The organism is Microbulbifer maximicatervae (SeqCode) (genome assembly GCF_052467955.1).
On record NZ_CP174329.1, the window covers coordinates 532,159 to 551,418 of the forward strand.

The following is a 19,260-nucleotide window of genomic DNA, read 5'->3' on the forward strand; positions in this document are numbered from 1 at the left end:
TACCCAGGCGCAATGGTGGATCGCCTTCACCATTGCGCCTTTGGGGTATAAATGCCTAAACTAACTGCCAGCAAAATGCCGACATTCCTGTCGGCTTTTTTATGGTGTTTGAATAGGATTCTCCCATGCGCATCCCGCGTATTTTTTCCAAGCAGCCTCTGGCTTCCGATCAAGAAGTAGACCTGGATGAGCTGGCTTCCCGTCACCTGGTAAAAGTACTTCGCTTGAATGCGGGCCACCCTTTAGTTCTTTTTGACGGCAATGGCGGTGAGTACACGGCGGAGTTGATCGAGACCGGCAAACGGGCGCGCGCGCGCGCGGGAGAATACTGTGCAGAGGATCGCCAGTCACCGTTGGCACTGACCCTGGCGATCGGTATTTCCCGTGGCGATCGCTTCGATTGGGTGATACAGAAAGCCACTGAGCTGGGAGTGGCGGCGATACAGCCGCTGTTTACCGAACGTTGTGAAGTGAAGCTGTCCGGGGACCGCTTACAGAAAAAACTGGGTCACTGGCGCCAAATTGCTATCAGTGCCTGTGAGCAGTGTGAGCGCAATCGGGTGCCGGAGATTGCCGAACCGATAAAGCTGGCGCAGTATTTACAGAGTGAATCTGCTGAAGCTGAGCCCCAAGCCAAGTTGGTACTGCATCACCGCACCGAGCTGGATCTGCGCCAATGGCAGGCGGAGCGCGGTACACCGGAATCCGCCCTGCTACTGGTAGGTCCAGAAGGCGGGCTATCGCAGGTGGAAATCGATGCGGCACTGGCGCAGGATTTTATGCCTCTGCGTTTGGGACCAAGGGTGATGCGCACTGAGACAGCGCCGATAGCGGCATTGTCGGTATTGCAATTTCAATGGGGTGATTTGTAAGTCACTGAAGGATTGGACTCGAGAGTATTCAGGGAGAGAAGAGCATGATAAAAGCATTTATCTGGTTGTTGGGCATTGTCATCGTTGTGTTATCACTGGCGATTATTGCCAAGCCGAAGCTGGCACAAAGCCTCAGCGAACGGCTTAACGAAACTGGCTATGCCCTCTCCGCCTGGGCGCGAATTATTATTGGCCTGATCCTTTTACTAATTGCAGACACTCGCCATTGGTATATTTTGTTCAATGCTCTCGGCGTACTGGTGCTATTGAGTGGTGCCTATATGCTGCAAATTGGTTTTGAGCGGGGCAAAGAATTAGCGGTTAAAATTTCCCGTGGCAATGAAAATTTCCTGCGTATTAGCGGCGTCATCGGTGTCATCCTCGGCCTGATGCTGCTCTCTGCGCGTTAACGATGTAGGTTCCCATGTCTTCTACCGATTTAATTATTTTTGACTGTGATGGTGTGCTGGTAGACAGCGAGAGCATCGTCTGTCGCATATTGGCAGAAGAAATGAATCGCCTGGGCTTGCAGACCACCGCCGAGGAGCTGGACGAGCAATTCAGCGGCCGCCCGGCCAGGGACTGCTTGTTGGAAATCGAGAAGCGCTTTGGCGGACCACTACCGGATAATTATTTTGGCAATACGGAGCGGCGTATCCGCGAGGCGTTCCAGCAGGAATTGCAGCCGGTTGTGGGTATCGAAGGCCTGCTCGACCAACTACAACAGCTGGGGCTGCGCAGCTGCGTGGCCTCCTCGGGCTCTCACCAGAAAATGCAGCTGACACTGAATAAGACCGGCTTATACGATTATTTCGACGGGCGGATTTTCAGTGCCGACGATGTATCCCGGGGCAAGCCCTGGCCAGAGCTATTCCTGCACGCGGCAGATGCCATGGGGGTGGCGCCGGAGCGCTGTCTGGTAGTGGAGGACTCCATTGCCGGTGTCTCTGCGGCGGTCTCTGCAGGTATGCGCGTGGTTGGCTACAGTGCCCATCCAGTAAGGGGCCCCCAGCTGGAACAGCAGGGTGCCCGGGTAGTCACTGACATGATGGCAGTTCTCAACTTTATTTAATGGCCACAGTGGCTGAGACTTCCGGTTGATCAGCGCTTTCGCTGTTCTACACTGAATTTGACGTCGAGAAACCGGAAGCTGTACCTATGGCGGGTAAATTCTTGTCTGCCAATTGTCTATTCTTATTGGCCTTTACTCTGGTGGGCTGTGACCAGTCCGAATCCTCAAAGAAATATACGCTCGAGCCTGTCGATGGAATACAGTCAGGTGACAGTGAGAAGACTGCCCGAGAAGCGGCGCCCTTTGCCGATGAGCTGGTGAGGTTTTTACGGGGAAATAATCGGTCCATCGGAGACACGTTCCGCCTGCGCCTGGAGTTCGATCCCGGCGGTTTTGCCCCCCGCATAGAAACCATTGCCGATCTGGAAGCCTTGCTGGTGATCATGCGCGATTTTTCAGAGATGCGAATCTCCATTGAGGGGCATACAGACAGTGGCGGCGATGCGAAGAAGAATCTCAGCCTGTCCCAGCGCAGAGCGGATTGGGTAAAGCATTTCCTGATAGAGCGGGGCGTCTCCGCTGACCGTATGGAAGCCCAGGGCTACGGCGATACTGATCCGATTGCGGATAATGAGACAGAGAAAGGCAAGCGGGAGAACCGCCGCCTGATGATCCGGGTACTAAATTTCGATCGTGTTCCCAGCAAACTGCCGAGGCGCTAACCCCGAGCAGCTTGCAGGTGAAGAGCTAGCTTAGGATAGTGTCTCAGCTAGAGGCATTACCCAATTCCTCACTGGAATTTACCGGCGCCTTTGGGGCTTGGTTAGAAAATATTTTCTTCATCAACTTTCCGGTTTGACGCAATCCAATAATACTCTGCGCTGTGAGCATACCGGAGATCATTGCACCGGCTACGCCGCAGCTCATCACATCCTGTCCGGTAAGGTAGAGCCCTTTGACCCGGCTTTTGGGTCTCAGCCAGGATTGCTCAAAGCGGTTGGGATCGTGATCCAGTCCGTAGATCTCTCCCCGTGGGTAGAAGCAGAAATAATCCGTGGATAACGGGGTTGAAAGCTCGTAGTAATCGATTTCCCCACGCAACTGCGGCATGTGCTTATACAAGTGCTCCAACAGACGCTGGCTAAATGCCTCCTTTAGATCCTCGTAATCATCTCCCCGCTTGCCCCAAGGCTTGTCGTGCCACTGGGCAAACCAGTCGTAATTGGCCGGTGCCACAATTTCGATGGTGGCGCGGCCCGGGTAGCGCTGGGTAAAGGTGGGGTCTTTCGCAGACGGGAACGAAATATAGACTAGCGGTATCTCCTTATCCTGATCGTCGATAAAGGCCTGCATATCCTCTTCGTACTGATCGCTGGAATAGATCCAGTAATTAGTCTTGGGCAGGTTTAATTCTTCCGCTGTTTTCTCCAAGCCAATATACAGACACAGGTGAGACATGGATCGGTTGACGGTGTCCAGGTCGCGGATATATCCCATGCGCTCACTGGTACTGCGCGGCAACAGCTTCTCGAAGGTATTAAATACCCCTGCGCCGGAGACAACTAATGGTGCTTCGATCTCATGTCCGTCAGACATTCTTACACCGCGAACCTGATCCCCATTCATCAGGATGGTTTCCACCTTGGCATAGGTAAATACATCTCCACCACTGGCCTGAATCTGGGGAATAATCGTTTCGGAGATTTTGCTGGCGCCGCCGACAGGATAGTAACCGCCATAGAGATAATGTTTGGCGATCAGGGCGTGAATAATAAAGCTGCCCTCGGATGGGGTCATGCCATTATCACCCCACTGCCCTGTCAGCACAGAGATCAGCTTTTCATTGCTGGTGATTCCACTGAGAACTTCGCGGGTGGTTTTATTGAGCCAGGCGGGTTCGCGCAGTTTTCTCCACAGGCGAATAAAAGGTCCACACCAAGAGGGCAGCATTTTTTCCATTGCCAGTCGCTGCATGGCTTTAGCAACTACATTCAGCCGTTGCAGGTACTCCTCGATATTCGCGCGCTCATCGGGGAAGTGGCTGACCAATTCTTCGATAAATTGCTGGCGGCCGGCTTTCAGGTCGTATTGTTTATCGCCAATACAGATGCGGTCATAGGTGCTGTCCATTGGCGCCCAGTGCAACTGGTTATTGGAGATAAAGTCGAAGATCTTGCGGGTCATAGTGGGGTGTTTGCCCACATCGCCGATATAGTGGACGCCGACATCCCACTCATAACCATTGCGGTCATAGGCGTGGGTGTATCCCCCGGCAGTGTAGTGTTGCTCAAGGACAAGTGCTTTCTTGCCCATGGCACTGAGCATCGCAGCACAAGTCAGACCGCCAATGCCTGAGCCAATGATAATGGCGTCGTAATTGCCTTCCAGGCGGCTCGGGCGATAGCGCCGACCAATACGCAGCCGGCTCGGTTTTGGGGCACTGCGCTTCTTCTCAGGGGTCTCTGTCATGATGGCCTCGCCACTATTGTATTTATTCCTCAACCATAGCGCCCCCTATCGAGCTATGCAATAAGTTGCATATTAATATTCTGTTTATCTACTGTGCACCTTTATATGTTTCGTATACACTACATATATAAAGTATATCAAGGTTATGGTTATGGGCATCGTCAAGATATCCGATGAGCTACACGATGAGATTCGCAAAGCCAGCACGGTGATGGCCCGCTCAATTAATTCCCAGGCGGAGTACTGGATCAAGATTGGGATGTTGGCGGAACTGAATCCGGAATTAAGCTACAGCGACTTGTGTAAGAAGTTGCTGCGCAATCAGGCATTAACCCTGGAAGAGCTGACACGTGAGTGAAATAAAAATTAAGACTCCCGATGAGCGGCAGTTAATGCGCCAATCGGGTCAATTGTTGAGCCGTGTATTTGCCATGCTGGACTCCTTTATTGAACCGGGGGTCTCGACAATGCAAATTAATGAGCGGGTAGAAGAATTTATTGTCAATGAACTCAATGCCCGCCCCGCCAGCAAAGGGCAATATGGTTATCCCTACGCCCTGAACACCTCAATCAACGAAGTAGTCTGTCACGGCATGCCAAGTGATAAGCAGCTACTGCGGGAGGGAGATATCATTAATGTGGATATTACCCTGGAGAAATCTGGCTATATCGCGGATTCCAGCAAAATGTATAGCATCGGTACCGTGACCCCTATTGCCAGAAAACTGGTAACCACCTGCTATGAAGCTATGTGGGCCGGTATTGCCACGGTAAAGCCGGGAGTTACTTTTGGTGATATCGGCAATGCAATCCAGCGCCATACCGAGCGCAACGGCTTCAGTGTCGTACGGGAATATTGTGGCCACGGTATTGGCCGGGAAATGCACGAGGCCCCGCAGGTTCTTCACTTTGGGCGGCCTGGTTCCGGTGAAGTTTTGCAGGAGGGAATGACATTTACCATTGAGCCCATGATCAATCAGGGAAATCGTAAAACCAAACTTAAGAAAGATGGCTGGACTGTAGTAACTAAGGATAAAAAGCTATCGGCTCAATGGGAGCATACGATTTTGGTAACCGGTGACGGCCATGAAGTGCTAACGCTTAGGGATGAGGAAAGACCTTCCAAGATCAAATAGATATCAATAATAACTGCTGGGTAAATAAAGAAGGGGTTGCGAGATAACAGATATCCGCACTCCCTGATGTTTTTAACAGGGTGAGTTATTTTAGGTAGTCAGGTTTGGCCATTGGCATTGCTCTGCACGACATTTTAGCGTGTTTGGGCACTCGAGGTGAGATTGATGTGATGGTAAATTCTGAACTCCTATTTCCTCTCAATATTATTTTTTTGATGTGATAAAAAATCAGCATTGCTGGATTTACCCCCCTCCCCTAACGCATTAATTTATCATCAAATGACTCCTGTCCTCATAAGCAAAAATACGATGCCGCTGATGAAGAATGGCCTTGATGCCAAGTTGTGGCCTTCTTGACATATCCGCAGGAAACCAAGATATACTGTATTTTCATACAGTATGCTAAGTGGTTGATTATGCGCCCCAGAGTTATAGTTTTTGATAGTGAACCGATTCGTATCTGCCGCTATAGGTCCAGTTATGACAATCGCCCTATGTACGCGATTAGTATTTTGAACTATGAAAAGTACGTACGTCGGTTTTCTGTTGCTGTGGGAGTGGATTTGCGCAAGGAATTGGAGTTAACCTTGTGCCAGATGAGAGGGATCGAGAGTAATTTAAGGTGGCTGTCCGAATATACTGAAAAAACCAGTTCAGCGGGATAAGTGGGAGGCTCTGGGTGTGTAGTGTCTTTGATGTCAGTGATCATGCGGGTATGGAGCGTTTTCTCGATACCTATGGCATTCGGGGTGCCGGACATATGATTTACGGTAGGCGCCGGAGGCCCACCCAGCAGGTGTCTATTGTAACTACTCGGAAGGGTTCTGCTGAAATAGAAAATGCCATTTGGCATCTCTATCTTGAAAGGCATGGTGATACTTGGCGGCCCCATAAAAAATACTGGTCCATCAACAGTAATTGGAAGAAACTGGACTCCAGACCGGAATATCGAAAATCCCGCTGCTTAATTCCGGCTACCGCCTGGGTGGAAAGCCAAGGTGGCAAGCACCCGGTGGAATTCAGTTATGGTGAGCCTTTTTTCTTTTGTGGTTTGTATAAAATCTGGGGAAATTTGCTCAGTTGCTCAATCATTACTTTGGACTCCCACCCAGCCACTAAGCGCTACCATGAAAAGTCACTTCCCATGATTGCGCCCAATCGCCCAGATTTTGTAGCATCCTGGTTAAATTGTGCGGCGGCGACAGAAGATTTTAGCCCTTTCTTAAAACCATCCATTGAGTACTCGGGGAAAATACTGACAGCCCACCCTTTGTTGCGGGCAACTTCGACTGAGTATATCGGTGATCCTATCCCCGTAATTGGATAATTATTTACTTTTTGATACAGAGCAATCTAAATTATACTTCCTGCGCGGCGTATCAATTAGCTTCTGCCTTGAACTTATACTTCTTTCGTGAGGCGCAAAATATGCGCTGGTTTCATCTAGAAGATCTACATAACGATTAAGCCGATGTATTTGTTTATGGTTTAAATTATCTTGAACAAGAATTGCATTGATTTCTATGCTAGCCAGCTCCTTTGCTGCTATATCTTCTGGCAGGCCACTGCGAGTACATAATCCATAAGTCCCCTCAATAAAGTGTTGCCATTCCTCTTCGATATGTTGAGAAATTCCGGATGAAAATTTTGGGTTGCTGGATTCGTATCCTAAATTTCGCAATAGAGCTATTTTAGCCATGTATCGATTAGCAAAGCATTGATAAATAGAGTTAAAGTCTTGCTTAGCCTCTATGATACCAATCCAGCTGGCGTAGCCTTTTGCAAAGTACTCAACTGCCTGTTTTTCGAAGTGGGGTCCAAAAAAGGATTCACACTCCCATTGAATATTGAGCTTATAGGAGGGCTTTGGCATAACACCCTCATCCTGGTAGCGCTGCAATTGTAGTTCGCTGATTTGAGTAGCCTGAATAAGCTGTTCTTTGGTTAGGAAGTGTTTATCCAGATAATTTACCAATTCCACTGAATGTGCTCCAAGGTAGAAATCGAATGAAATTCTAGCGCCTGGAGCACTTAATACTTCGATGTGAGTCGAAGCATCTTTTCCCTTTTAACAGGTCTTGGAGAATTTATTCCTGCAGGAAGAGAATATCCGTTCTAATAATATATTTGATTCCTTGGGTGATTGGAGTAGAGCTGTGAATTCTGTGTAAGGGATGCATTCCATGGGGGAAGCACAGTACGGCTCCGGCAGGTGTGCGGATATCGATGTCTAATAAAGAGTCCCGGCTGGGTTGTTTTAGGGGGTCATCTGCATTCACCCTGAATCGGGTTGCACCACCTTCAAAATCTTCACTCAGCAGTACTAAAAACGTCATTTCACTATAGCGATCGGGGTAGCCATTGGTGATCAACTGGTTGTTGTCAATGCGGTTACCGGGCCAGGCGCCATCGGTGTGGAACTGGAAGAAATCTCCCTCACCATAGCGATAAAAGCGGAAACGCCGATTGATGCCGACAGCCTCTCTTCCACCAAAGTAACCATTTAAGTCCTGCGCCAGGTCTCGGCATCGCTGCCAGATCAGCCGCTCTGTAACCTCGTCAACCACCCAGGTCAGGTTGTCGTTATGGCGGACCTCCCGGGGCAGGGAGACGGCTGCATCCGGTAAATACCCCACCGCTTCAGTGAAATCAATCAGCCGTTGGCATTCCTCTTTTGAAAAGACATTGAGCAATTGGAAGGCTCCGGGTACCTCGGCGATATCTCGTCGTGAAACCGGTTGCGGTGCTTGATCGGCCAGCGCTGCCGGGTTTTTATTGCGAGTAGCCCAGGTGGGTAGAGCCGGGTGTTCTGCTCCGGGTTCGCGGGCGATAACAAAAAAGTCATCCAAGTGGGTGACAGTATCAATACTTTCAGTCGTGGACATCTGCTGTACTTCTATAGAAAAACTTTTAAAGGACTTAGCGGTTTAAAACGGTAATTTGTGCAAACTGCCGGTGCCCTTCAGCTCCACCGTGGAAGCCAAAGCCACTTTGCTTGGCGCCCACCCAAGGTGAGCCGCCGGCTCCCTGGTTGATGCCAATCATTCCCGCTTGCAGCTGGCTGGCGACTTGCTCGGCCTGTTTGCTTTCACCAAACACAACCGCACCGAGACCGTAAACAGAGTTATTGGCCCGCTCGACCACATCGTCTACTGAGCTAAAGCGGTCGATGGCTACGATAGGCCCAAAAGTCTCATCATCTTCCACCAGCATGCCCGGTCGAATATCGCTGATAACTGTGGGCGGAATAAACGGCACCTGTGGATCGCGCTCCCCTAGAAGAAGCTTTGCGCCTTTATTCAGGGCATCGTGGATATGCTCCACTACCTTTTGATGTTGGCGGTGATTAACCAAGGGGCCGATATCCACCTGTGGCTCCTGCCACCCGCCGACACGATACTGCTTCGCCAATGCCACCACGGCATTTTCGAATTTATCGGCAATTTTTTCGTCCACATAAATACGCTCTGTGGAGGTGCACATCTGGCCAGAATTCTCAAAACTGGAGCCAACGGCAAATTGTGCAGCCTGGGGAATATTGGCGCTCTGCAACACGATCATCGGGTCATTGCCACCCAATTCCATAACCAGGCGTTTCAATGCCGGAGCGGCATTGGCCATAATTTTTTGGCCCGTTGTTCGCGATCCGGTAAAGGCGACCATATTGATGGGGGATTTCACCAGGGCTTCACCGGTGGCGCCATCGCCGTGAGCAATTTGTAAAATGTCCTGAGGCAGGGTTTGATTGAGTGTTTTCACCAATAAGTCAGCGACCAATGGCGACTCTTCTGAAGGTTTTAAAATCACAGCGTTGCCGGCGATCAGCGCGGGAACTATCAGGTTATTGGCCATGGCTAGTGGATAGTTCCAGGGGGAGATAACCGCGACAACGCCCAGTGGCCGATATTGAATTTCGCTACCGCCACTGCGTTTTGCCCGCAGGGCCTCGCCGGCATCCCCCGCTAACCAGGCACCGCCTTGGACTACGCCGCCGGCTTCATACTGTGCACGCCGGGCATCTTTGCCCATTTCACGGCTGATAAGTTGTGCCAGCTCTCCCTCTTCCGCATTCAGTTTTGTGTAAGCCTGCTGAAGTAGTTGTACCCGCTCCTGAAGAGATTTACTCGACCACACTCGCTGCGCTTTGTGGGCTTTCTCCACCATGTTCTGAATATCTTGGGGCTTGCTGACAGGTAGCGATCCGATGGCCTCTCCGGTTAGTGGATCAATCGATCGAAGTATATTTTCCATAATGAGGTCTCACTCAATCCGGCCACTTTATTGAGTGGCCGGGTGTTTTCTTAAAAGCGTTGGTGTTATTGGTCAAACAGGACAATAGTGCGAATTTCCAGGCTGGTTCTGCGTGGTGCCCCTGCACTTCCCGGCAGGTCGAAAGCGCAGTGGGGAACACCGGTTACATCACCTCGGTGCTGGCTATCGAAGACCCGCAGTAAAATGCCTTCGCCGGGCTGCATGTCGCTAAACCAAATCCAGCGGTGAACCGGGTTGAAACTCAACACCGAAATCTGCCCTTTTCGCTCTGGGTAAATTAATCGCATATTGTGGAAATCACTGGCGGCGACAGTGCGCAGGTCCACCATTGCCAACGGTGACTCCTGCACCGGGCGCAATAGGGGCAGCCAGAGATTAATAAACTGGTAGCGCGGATAATCTGATGGCTTGTATCCCCGGGCCTCCAGGGTTTCCTTTAGCTGGCGCTCTGCGGACCAGGGTGTGTAGTCGTTGTGCACCAATTTCACAGGTGATCGGCGACTGCGGCTCAGCTCCGGTGTCGCATCAGTCGATGGTTGGGCTCGCAACGTGTGATCAAAGGTCAGTACCTTTGCTGCACCCAGGTGAGCGCCTATCCAGGATTCAATAGCTGGATACCATTGGGTGCGAATCAACTGGTCGCGCTCCTCAGGGCTGGGGCTACTCCCTGAGGGTTGGTCCAGCGCGTGTAGCGCATCATCCAGCTGGCGCAGGTTTATGCCGAGCATGGGGCGTACCAGCTCAAACCCCTGGTTATCGAGACGAAAACGCTCCCCGGCGGTTTTCAGGGCGCGACCATCGTAGATGTGAACCTGCTGGGAAATAACATTCTCGACCAGATTGGCGGGCCCGGGGCCCTCTGAACGCTTGTCGTACACCAGATCGCTACTGGGATCAGCGTAGTGAATAATTGCTGTAACTAATTGATCCTGAAAGGAGGATCGGGCTGCGGTTTGCATAGTGAACTCTCCCCCCACCGAAGTGGATGCCATACGGGCCAATCTACTCACAATGCTAGGGTTACGTGGATACAATGAAAACCAAGTAACAGTTGTGAGTGATACAGGTTTGAGCAGAAATCATCGGGCGAACCCATTGGAGAGGCTGGAGTTACGTCAACTTCGCTTAATGAACGCTATCTTGCGGGAACTGAACTTATCCCGGGTGGCTGACCAACTGGGTGTGAGCCAGCAAACAGTCAGTGAACAATTGAAACGCCTGCGGGAAATCTTTGATGACCGGCTGTTTATTCGCACCAGCAACGGTGTTATTCCCACCCCCCTGGCCGAGCGCCTGGCTCCCAAATTGGATGAGATCCTGAACAATGTCGCGGCGCTGCTGCGTACGGATGAATTTGATCCGGCACAGCATCGGGGCATCTTTACCATCAGTGCAACGGACTTTGAGCAGCGGGTGGTACTGCCGGTTCTCCTCAAGCAACTACGTCAGCAGGCTCCAGATATAAAAGTCGTGGTGCTTAAGTTGGAGATTGATCGCATGGCCCAGCAACTGCAAACCGGTGAAGTGGATCTGGTGTTTAGCACGCCGGGATTTGTGCCGGATAACAGCCCCAGTATGTTGTTGTATCGAGAGCGCTACGTCTGCGTATGCTGCCAGCACACCGATATGCCGCACAGCGCCAGTCAGCCCTTGGGAATGGAAGAGTTGGCAGCTTTGCCACAGCTGGTGGTATCACCTTCCAGGGGGGATCTGCGGGGCATGGCGGATAGTTGGTTTGAGCAGTTTGGTTTGGAGCGCAATGTGGTGCTGTCTGTCCCCTCTTTTGCCGCCGCAGCCGAGTGCATTGCCTCTACCAATACCGTTGCCTTTTTGCCCTCGCGACTGTTGCCTGATCCCCGACTAAAAACACTGCCTATTGTCGAACAGCCCCCGGGGTTTGATGTGATTGCCGCCTGGCATACTCGCAGCAGTCAGGACCCTTTGCACAAGTGGATTCGCACCCTGTTAGCACAACAATTTCCCAGTAATTAGTGAGGGAGGCAGCGCTGCTAAACTTGAGCACTCCAAGGATTCAAGTGGTGATCGTCATGCGTGCAGCATTTTTTCTGCTGATATTTTTAAGCGCTTCTGTTTACGCTCATACCGATTTTACCGAGCAAATGGGTATCCCCCACTTATTTGCCAAAGACGCACTGGTTGAGGAAATTAAAAAAGTGGATTGCACCCTCTCTGAGGGGCGCAAGACCCAATGCTGGATGATTGTGGTAAAGGCTGAACCCGAACATAAAATGGGGCCCTGGTGCCCACGCAATGTTGTCGACCCAATTACGTCTGGCGGCATGATGTTTATCAAGCAGCAGATAGTGCCGATTGATGGACCTTTCGTTAAAAATGCTGCGACCTTTTTCTCTGATCCAAAATGGAGCCTATATGATCCTAAAACTGGGGCGATAAAGATTACCGATTCGAAGCAGGCTTGCGAGATGGCCGCGCGGCCTGATGTGGCACCGCAATACAACAATTACTGTGTGGAGTGCCTGGCCAGCTATATGGGCCCGGATTTTCATACCCGCTACCTGATCCCCGTACAGCCCGCCAAGGCCAAGTCAAAGCAGAATCCCGATGGTTTTTCCGGTTATGGAGTCGCTTTTAATGGGGTTAAATTTGATATTGCCGCACCCATTGGTGCAATTTTAGGTGCACACACCTTAGCGCCAGTGGATGCCTGTGGTGGTCATGTAAACCCCCACGTGGGTTATCACTACCATGCTGCCCTGGGTTGCAGCCAAGCCTACCCGTCTGCCGCAAGTCATGCTGCGATTGTCGGTGTCGCCATAGATGGCTACCTGATCTATGCGCGGGAGAATGCCGATGGCCGCGAGCCCGATGACCTGGACGAATGCCGTGGCCATGAGTTTGCCGGCCTGGGCTATCACTACCACGCCAACCTCGCTGCAGAAAACGATATCCTGCATTGCCTGAAAGGGGAGAGAGGTTGTGCCCTGACCGGCAATCAAAGCCAGTGCGATTTCTCCCACCGGGGACCTCCGGGACCACCCAGGCGTTAACTCAGGCCCGATTGTTGCTTCAAATAGTGAAAGACGAAGAGAGGCTCAGCACTCTTTTTGGTATTGATATCAATAAATGGCGTCGAATAACTGTCTTATATGCCCAGGACTTGATCTGACCGCCAGGTTTCCTTAATGGCCCTGGGACATAATGCCTCTAACTATTTCAGGTAATCCGGAATACCAACAATGAGCAATGGTACAAATTTCTATCTGATCCGAATGGTGGAATCCCTCGGTGTGCTGGTGCGCACTCGCCTATGGATGCAGATAGTGGTCGCCATGATCCTGGGGCTAACTGTCGGCCTGCTGCTATCTCCTGAGGGGGCCGCGCTGGTGAGCCAGGATCTCAGTGCGGCATTGGCCAGCTGGTTTAAGCTGCCGGGCTCCATCTTTCTGAATATGATCCAGATGGTGGTGATACCGCTGATTATGTCCTCAATCATCCTGGGGCTCAGTGGCAGCGGGAATGTCAGTCAGCTTAAACGGGTCGGGCTGCGCATCGCCCCCTACTTTGTCGGCACCACCACCGTTGCGGTGATTATCGGGATTATCCTGGTCCAGTTGATCCAACCCGGCGACTATATCGATGAGTCCCTGCTTAGCGCCGCTACCGAGTTGCAAGTTGCGAGCGCCGCCCAGGTGATGGAGTCCAAACCGCTTCCCGAGCGTATTGCTGAGTTGATTCCCGCCAACCTCAACGAAAGTATTGCCATGCGCAATATGTTGCAGCTGGTGGTCTACGCGATTTTCATTGGTGTTGCCGTGATGCTGTTGCCGCAAAAGCAGCGGGAAACAGCGGTATACGCCTTTGGCATTATTCAGGAGGTGGCACTTAAAGTGGTTGGCTGGGCCATGCTGTTTGCGCCCCTGGCCGTATTTGGCCTCCTGGCAGATATTGCTATTCGCGTGGGCCTCACTGCAATTTTGGGAATGTCTGTGTATGTGGGCACCGTGATTCTGGGACTACTTATTCTTCTCAGCTTTTACCTGATAATTGTTTCCCTGGTGACCTCCGTCGGCCCGATCACATTTTTGCAGAGAATTAGCGGAGTGCAGCTGCTGGCATTCTCCACATCCAGCTCTGCTGCGGTAATGCCGCTGTCAATGAAAGTTGCAGAAAGTCCCCTGGGAGTAAAACCATCCATCGCCAAATTTATTGTGCCCCTGGGCGCTACTGTGAATATGGATGGCACGGCGCTCTATCAGGTAATCGCAGCGGTGTTCCTAACCCAGGTATATGGCATTGACCTGACAACCGCGCAGCTAGTGGGGCTGACAGTGACTACCGTTGGCGCTTCAATTGGTTCTCCCAGTACGCCGGGCGTCGGTATCGTAATCCTGGCGACAATTCTGGCCGGTATTGGTGTCCCGCCGGAAGGTATTGCGCTGATTCTGGGGGTGGATCGGATTCTCGATATGTGCCGTACAGCAGTCAATGTGACCGGGGATCTGACAGCCTGTCTGGTGATGGACCGCTTGTTAGGCAGCGACAACCTGGAGGAGGAAGCCGCCCAAACGGCCTGACTGTTAAAGTGATGGCTTAAATGAGGGTTCCCGGTTTCTATTGCTGCATAACTAGAATTTCCAGAGTACGAGGGTCTTTTTGACCTTCGTAGTATTTCTCCTGGACTGTATCAAATAAAGTTCTGCCCTCTTCTGCCAATGCAAATAAGGCCATAGAAAATTTCATCTTAAAATCTTAATTACTTCTAGTGTATCTAAAGGAAGCTTGAAATAGAGAAAAAGTGGCATATGTAAAGTATGGGTGATCTTTATAAAATGAAAAAAACAAATATAAACTATTCAATATCGTAACAGTCATTATATTTTTTTTCAGAATTTATCTGATTGAAAAATATTTATAAATACTAAAAGTAATTTTTAGAGATAAAATCCCAAGTCTGTTCATACAGTAATTGATGTCCCTTGGGATTTGCATGGAGGCCATCCTCTGAGAGAAGAGTAATAAATTCCTGATCTCGCCATAAATTGTCAAACTCCAGTATGGGGATCATTTCGGCAGTGGCAGATTCTCTCATAGCTTGGTTATAAAGGTCCGCATCAGCCTGATAGAAATAGCTATCACTATTCCGAAAGGGAGTGGTTCGTTGCTCATCGAACGGAATACCTGTCATTAGGAAGGACGGAGCGATGGTTTTAGACGTTTGTAACAGCTGTCGCACTGTTTGACGGAAAGAGTCCAGCGCTACAGAGTTCTCAGCCTTTGGTCCCCCGATACGGCAAATATCATTGAAACCAGGATATATCCCGATTAAGTGTGGCCTTCTTGGGGGCAGTTCTCGGGAAAGTCTTATGGCTAAAGAGTTCGCGTTCTCTCCGAATATTCCCAGAGCGTAAACTATATTATAGGGATCTAAAGTTTCGAACCGAAACCGGAATCGTTGAACAAATCCGCCTAGTTCTGTATCACCTTTTCCATAGATAGAACTGGAGCCAATAAAGACAATTTTTTTGGGGACTCTTCGTGCCATAGAAAGTCACTAATTTGACTAAACTTTGGATTTTATTTGCCGTTACCATTATAGACATCGATCAGGTCCAGGTTGCATGCATTAGAATCAAATCGTGATTTCTAAAAGTTGAGAGTCCAAGGCTGGGGTAGGAATAGCCTTGTTAAAAAACAAATAGAAATTGAATGGAGAGAGTTCTAAGGTGGGCAGCAGATTTATAGTTTCTTTGGGGGAAAGAGGTGCTGATCGGTTCGGCTTAAAATGGTGGGGAAAATTTAATATGGGTAGAGTGGTAGATTCTGTGAGTATGGATACTACAGCTTATACGCCAATATAGTGGTTCAGATAATGATTGCCATCCAGCCTTTCGATCATAAAAAAAGCCCCATCCTTGCGGGCAACTAATGTTGGACAGGAACTTTCAGTATCTCGAAAGTACGAAGGTCCTTCTGTCCTTCATAGTATTTTTCCAGCACCTCTTCAAATAGCTTGTCTTTGGGATCGGCGATAGAAAATAGCGTCATGGATGACTTAAGTTTTACATCATCCGGTGAGCCGAATATCTGGTAAGCGGAGTAATTATTCAGTTGCAATAACTCCTTGCAGCACTCTTTGAGCCTGGGGCCGAGCACAGGGTGCTCCAGGTAAGCCCGGGCTTCATCCAGGTTTTTAATTGCAAAATGTTCGGATGTCGCGCTATGCCCCAGGCCGGAGATTTGGGGGAATATATACCACATCCAGTGGGAGCGCTTATGACCGCTATGCAACTCACTCAGGGCACTTTCATAAGAGCTTTCTTGCGCCGTCACAAAACGCTCAAGGTGAAATGGTTGGGCCATGCTTTGATTCCCTTTATTCTTAATCCTTTGTAGGCCCAAGGTTAGCAGTAATAAGGATGAATGCGAGAGGATGAACTGCCTGACGGCAGAACTTCCACCAATTAATTGATATTCATCATGATCTCAGCAAGGGCGGGCTCCTTGGCTCCAACAGGAGAATCTCCCAATAGTTTCTTCATATCGGCATAGGAAAGCTGAATTAGTCGATGTATGTCATTGGAAGTGTCAGCAGTACAAGGAAAACTACCGCTGACAAAGACGGAAATTGAATTTGTTCGCTGAGTATTAAAAATACGAATTTCCCGCCTGAAAAAATCATTGCCGCGACAGGATGCCGCTCTTCCTGATGGAATACTATTGCCTGCGGGAACGCTTAGCAGTACTTCTTTAGATCTTTCTTCAAAGGGGCCACGTCTATAGATCAACATTTCTCGTAGTCCTTTAGACACTGGATGGTTAAACTCCAGACCGCTAATTGCGTCGATAACCTGCAAGCTTTCAACATCGTAGTAGCTGTGAGCTTGTCGATCGAATGGACCCTTTAACCCATAGAGAAGCTCTCGCAAACGTCGGGAGACTTGCGACTTGACGGGCTGCTTTTCAATCTCTCCAATAAGTTCAGGATCGGTCGGCAAATAGAAATTACCAAATTCCTTTAATAGGGCCTTGGATTCACGACTTGCTTCCTCATTTTGGAACAGCTTATCGAGTAAGGCTCGAATTGAAACTGATTGGTTGTTATCATCAATTTGTAGTTCCAGCTCATTGTTTCCTATTTTCACCCGTAGGGAACCATTACGTTCACTTTTATAGAGTAAAAAACAAAAGCTCAAAACAATAAGAGCAATGATACTTCCATAAATAAAATGAACACTCTTATTCGGCTTCCCTGCTGGCATATATACCTCTGAAACTTAGCTATAACTTTTTTGTGGTTCACTGCTTAGGTGCAAAAAGCCGCGCATTCTACAGTAGGTAGGGTGTTGGTCCAATTAAATATCTATCTTACGCTTGATATTTGTGATTGAAATGGTATTGGCCGAAAAGTTACAGGCTGAGATGGTTAGGAAAGGAAAGGGAAGTGAAATGGTTCAAAATACTGTTAAGCTGATATTTATCTTTAAAAAATACAATTAACATCAGGGTGCCTTCTTATTGCAGAAAGTTTAACTTCGTTGAATGTTACAGCGTAATGGCGCGATTTTTCTGGGGTGTATTTTAATTGTTGAATTTTTTCAAGTTCTGTAAGCTTAGGCTCAAAGTCAGCATTGTCTTTATAAAATTTCAAGCTTACTAAAGTGGATAAGCAGTTTAGATATTTTTCTTCATCTAAACCTGGGATATTCGCTATTTTGCTTCCCATGTAGCTTTCTGCCATCAAGGTTAAATTGTTATTTTTTAATTCATTGGTTGCATGTTCTTGAGCTAGTGCTCGGGCTTCATTGAGGATGTTGTCATTGCCTTCTTTTCCGTATAGAAAGCTGTAAATTGATGAGAATAAAATAAGCATTAAAGAGGCTGTGCCAACTAGTATATAGTTCTTCATGTTGTATTCTTTTGTGGTTACAATTCTCTTGGTAAAAGACCAACGGATGTATACATATATTCTGGCTTGCCAAGAAACCTGATAGATTCTTCGGCCTCTTTAAGAGGGATTAGTATTGGGTTTTTATTTTTCTCAAAGATAGCTACATATCTTGAGTTTACTTCTATTTTTTCTGGTTTCCCACAGCTTGATCCTTGCCGGTGAACGCTAATGAATTTAGGTTGTGGATCTCCCCATCCATATAAAACTATAAAACCAGTTTGTGCGTCGTATGGATGGTTGGTGTAATGATGATCAACATGGATTTCAACAATAGCGATATTACTAGAATTTTCAATTTGCTGAATAAAATAATCTTTTTCAGGTTTTGGGTATACGTATGTAAATTCTTTATCTGGAGACAGTGGGGGAATAGCGATCTTCTTTTGAATGATTGGCGCACATGCAGTAGATAAAGAGGGGGAAGTGACAAATATAAGGAGAGATATTTCTTTGAGTGTCATTGTTCTGATCCATCCCGTCTAATTGTTGAAATATAGAGGTTGATATAAAGGCTAAGTTACTATTCTTCAGATATTTTTCTAGTTGAAAATTGATTCATTGTTAATGGTCAAAATAGGTAATATTTTCTCACAGTTTCTATTTTCAAGAGCGGAGATAATTAAACATTAATTTGCCCAGATAATACTTATTATAGGTGCTCCTTAAGTTAGATGTCACTTAGCGCTAAGGCGTGGTAGGACCTTACTAACAAAAATAATTGTCAGAATAGATGAAAAGGGGAGGGTTTCCATCAAGCATAATCCAATAATTAATGAGGTCGAGAAGAAATAAAGCAATCTCTTAAAAAGCCGCACTTTGAGGTAGAAGGGGTGAAAGGACTCATGAAGAGGGTGGGGGAAAAGGGTCGAGGGGTAAGCTTTCTAATCCTAATGAGTTAAAAGCAAAAAGAATTTTTAAGGTGAAATGGGGATTGGTGGGGTTAACAGGGCTGGATGAAAAGCAGGCAAGCGTAGCAGAAGGGTGGGTGATTAATAAGTATGCCCTAGATTTGAAAGCCGGAGTTTCGTAGTGAATCAAGCATAAAAAAAGCCCCATCCTTGCGGATGAGGCTTTTTAATATGGTGCCCGGAGGCGGAATCGAACCACCGACACGGGGATTTTCAATCCCCTGCTCTACCGACTGAGCTATCCGGGCTTTGCGATCTTGCTGGGCTTCCCCTGCGTCGCGAGGCGCGTATTAAAGCCCTTCCCCGGGTCAGAGTCAACCCCTTGATTATAAAAAAGTTTTTTTTCTTTGCCGGGGAAGCTTCGGGGCCTTGTGTTACTGCTGTTCCGGCGGAACGTAACCGTCGGCTGCGTCGTATTCCTCGCCGCTCAAGAACTTCATCATCTGCTCGCTCAAGTAGGCGCGGCTTGAGGGTTCCATCATGTTCAGGTGCTTTTCGTTAATCAGCATGGTCTGGTGGGACATCCACTCCAGCCAGGCTTTTTTGGAAACGTTCTCGAAGATATCCATGCCTTTGGGGCCGGGAAAGGGCGGTGCATCCAGACCTTCCAATTCCTCTTGGTACTTGCGGCAGAATACGGTTCTGGACATGGACTCCTCCT

At 48.8% G+C, this 19,260-nt stretch carries 22 protein-coding genes and 1 tRNA gene; 10 read left to right on the top strand and 13 right to left on the bottom strand.

Translation table 11 applies throughout. The features are described 5' to 3' along the window. Positions 1-125 precede the first annotated feature (125 nt). The 4 genes from ACJJI5_RS02240 (at position 126) to ACJJI5_RS02255 (ending at position 2,606) form a co-directional block, all read left to right on the top strand. Entirely contained in the window at positions 126-872 is a 747-nt protein-coding gene (locus tag ACJJI5_RS02240) for a 16S rRNA (uracil(1498)-N(3))-methyltransferase (protein ID WP_445355410.1), read from the top strand. A gap of 44 nt (positions 873-916) precedes the next feature. After that, on the top strand, positions 917-1,282 hold the full coding sequence (locus tag ACJJI5_RS02245; protein ID WP_282930692.1) for a hypothetical protein: 366 nt from the start codon (positions 917-919) through the stop codon (positions 1,280-1,282). Positions 1,283-1,296: 14 nt separating this feature from the next. Further along, on the top strand, positions 1,297-1,944 hold the full coding sequence (locus ACJJI5_RS02250) for an HAD family hydrolase (RefSeq protein WP_445355411.1): 648 nt from the start codon (positions 1,297-1,299) through the stop codon (positions 1,942-1,944). Positions 1,945-2,030: 86 nt separating this feature from the next. Next, entirely contained in the window at positions 2,031-2,606 is a 576-nt protein-coding gene (locus ACJJI5_RS02255; RefSeq protein ID WP_445355412.1) for an OmpA family protein, read from the top strand. Positions 2,607-2,649: 43 nt separating this feature from the next. Here the strand turns inward: ACJJI5_RS02255 and ACJJI5_RS02260 are convergent, their stop codons facing one another. Further along, a complete protein-coding gene (locus ACJJI5_RS02260; protein WP_445355413.1) occupies positions 2,650-4,353 on the bottom strand; it encodes a phytoene desaturase family protein in 1,704 nt (567 codons plus the stop codon). A 151-nt stretch (positions 4,354-4,504) separates the two neighbouring features. On the opposite strand from ACJJI5_RS02260, the gene ACJJI5_RS02265 reads away from it, so the two are divergent. The 3 genes from ACJJI5_RS02265 to ACJJI5_RS02275 all read left to right on the top strand — a co-directional run bounded on the left by ACJJI5_RS02265 (position 4,505) and on the right by ACJJI5_RS02275 (position 6,816). Further along, positions 4,505-4,711 carry a ParD-like family protein gene (locus ACJJI5_RS02265; RefSeq protein WP_413663773.1) on the top strand — a complete coding sequence of 69 codons (207 nt, stop codon included), beginning with the start codon at positions 4,505-4,507 and terminating at the stop codon, positions 4,709-4,711. Next, positions 4,704-5,489, top strand: coding sequence for a type I methionyl aminopeptidase (map, locus tag ACJJI5_RS02270; RefSeq protein WP_445355414.1), 786 nt, complete (start codon positions 4,704-4,706; stop codon positions 5,487-5,489). The genes ACJJI5_RS02265 and map overlap by 8 nt, the downstream gene beginning before the upstream one ends. Positions 5,490-6,168: 679 nt before the next feature. Further along, complete coding sequence (locus ACJJI5_RS02275; protein WP_282930700.1) at positions 6,169-6,816, top strand: SOS response-associated peptidase family protein; 648 nt, start codon at positions 6,169-6,171, stop codon at positions 6,814-6,816. Here ACJJI5_RS02275 and ACJJI5_RS02280 read toward each other — a convergent pair whose 3' ends face one another. The 4 genes from ACJJI5_RS02280 to ACJJI5_RS02295 all read right to left on the bottom strand — a co-directional run bounded on the left by ACJJI5_RS02280 (position 6,817) and on the right by ACJJI5_RS02295 (position 10,720). After that, entirely contained in the window at positions 6,817-7,470 is a 654-nt protein-coding gene (locus ACJJI5_RS02280) for a DUF6058 family natural product biosynthesis protein (protein WP_445355415.1), read from the bottom strand. 106 nt (positions 7,471-7,576) lie between these two features. Then, complete coding sequence (locus ACJJI5_RS02285) at positions 7,577-8,374, bottom strand: prolyl hydroxylase family protein (RefSeq protein ID WP_445355416.1); 798 nt, start codon at positions 8,372-8,374, stop codon at positions 7,577-7,579. 34 nt (positions 8,375-8,408) lie between these two features. Next, the gene (locus ACJJI5_RS02290) at positions 8,409-9,740 is read right to left on the bottom strand and encodes an aldehyde dehydrogenase family protein (RefSeq protein WP_445355417.1); all 1,332 of its coding nucleotides are present in this window, start codon (positions 9,738-9,740) and stop codon (positions 8,409-8,411) included. Between the two features lie 65 nt (positions 9,741-9,805). Further along, complete coding sequence (locus ACJJI5_RS02295) at positions 9,806-10,720, bottom strand: CmcJ/NvfI family oxidoreductase (RefSeq protein ID WP_445355418.1); 915 nt, start codon at positions 10,718-10,720, stop codon at positions 9,806-9,808. Position 10,721: 1 nt separating this feature from the next. Between ACJJI5_RS02295 and ACJJI5_RS02300 the strand changes: the two genes are divergently transcribed. From ACJJI5_RS02300 to ACJJI5_RS02310, 3 genes are all read left to right on the top strand, one after another. Beyond that, the gene (locus ACJJI5_RS02300; protein ID WP_445355419.1) at positions 10,722-11,753 is read left to right on the top strand and encodes a LysR family transcriptional regulator; all 1,032 of its coding nucleotides are present in this window, start codon (positions 10,722-10,724) and stop codon (positions 11,751-11,753) included. 56 nt (positions 11,754-11,809) lie between these two features. Beyond that, positions 11,810-12,790 carry a YHYH protein gene (locus ACJJI5_RS02305; protein ID WP_445355420.1) on the top strand — a complete coding sequence of 327 codons (981 nt, stop codon included), beginning with the start codon at positions 11,810-11,812 and terminating at the stop codon, positions 12,788-12,790. Between the two features lie 189 nt (positions 12,791-12,979). After that, on the top strand, positions 12,980-14,317 hold the full coding sequence (locus ACJJI5_RS02310) for a dicarboxylate/amino acid:cation symporter (RefSeq protein ID WP_445355421.1): 1,338 nt from the start codon (positions 12,980-12,982) through the stop codon (positions 14,315-14,317). Between the two features lie 37 nt (positions 14,318-14,354). On the opposite strand, the gene ACJJI5_RS02315 is transcribed toward ACJJI5_RS02310, so the two are convergent. From ACJJI5_RS02315 to ACJJI5_RS02350, 8 genes are all read right to left on the bottom strand, one after another. Further along, entirely contained in the window at positions 14,355-14,483 is a 129-nt protein-coding gene (locus tag ACJJI5_RS02315; RefSeq protein ID WP_445355422.1) for a DUF1810 family protein, read from the bottom strand. 178 nt (positions 14,484-14,661) lie between these two features. After that, on the bottom strand, positions 14,662-15,285 hold the full coding sequence (locus ACJJI5_RS02320; protein ID WP_445355423.1) for a GDSL-type esterase/lipase family protein: 624 nt from the start codon (positions 15,283-15,285) through the stop codon (positions 14,662-14,664). Positions 15,286-15,665: 380 nt separating this feature from the next. Next, on the bottom strand, positions 15,666-16,103 hold the full coding sequence (locus ACJJI5_RS02325) for a DUF1810 domain-containing protein (RefSeq protein ID WP_413663762.1): 438 nt from the start codon (positions 16,101-16,103) through the stop codon (positions 15,666-15,668). Between the two features lie 101 nt (positions 16,104-16,204). After that, the gene (locus tag ACJJI5_RS02330; RefSeq protein ID WP_445355424.1) at positions 16,205-17,002 is read right to left on the bottom strand and encodes a hypothetical protein; all 798 of its coding nucleotides are present in this window, start codon (positions 17,000-17,002) and stop codon (positions 16,205-16,207) included. A gap of 221 nt (positions 17,003-17,223) precedes the next feature. Next, positions 17,224-17,649 carry a hypothetical protein gene (locus ACJJI5_RS02335; protein ID WP_445355425.1) on the bottom strand — a complete coding sequence of 142 codons (426 nt, stop codon included), beginning with the start codon at positions 17,647-17,649 and terminating at the stop codon, positions 17,224-17,226. 17 nt (positions 17,650-17,666) lie between these two features. Further along, on the bottom strand, positions 17,667-18,152 hold the full coding sequence (locus ACJJI5_RS02340) for a hypothetical protein (RefSeq protein ID WP_445355426.1): 486 nt from the start codon (positions 18,150-18,152) through the stop codon (positions 17,667-17,669). Between the two features lie 619 nt (positions 18,153-18,771). Further along, positions 18,772-18,847: transfer RNA gene (locus ACJJI5_RS02345), tRNA-Phe, on the bottom strand. A 126-nt stretch (positions 18,848-18,973) separates the two neighbouring features. Next, a complete protein-coding gene (locus ACJJI5_RS02350; RefSeq protein ID WP_282930759.1) occupies positions 18,974-19,249 on the bottom strand; it encodes an oxidative damage protection protein in 276 nt (91 codons plus the stop codon). Between the last annotated feature and the right edge of the window lie 11 nt (positions 19,250-19,260).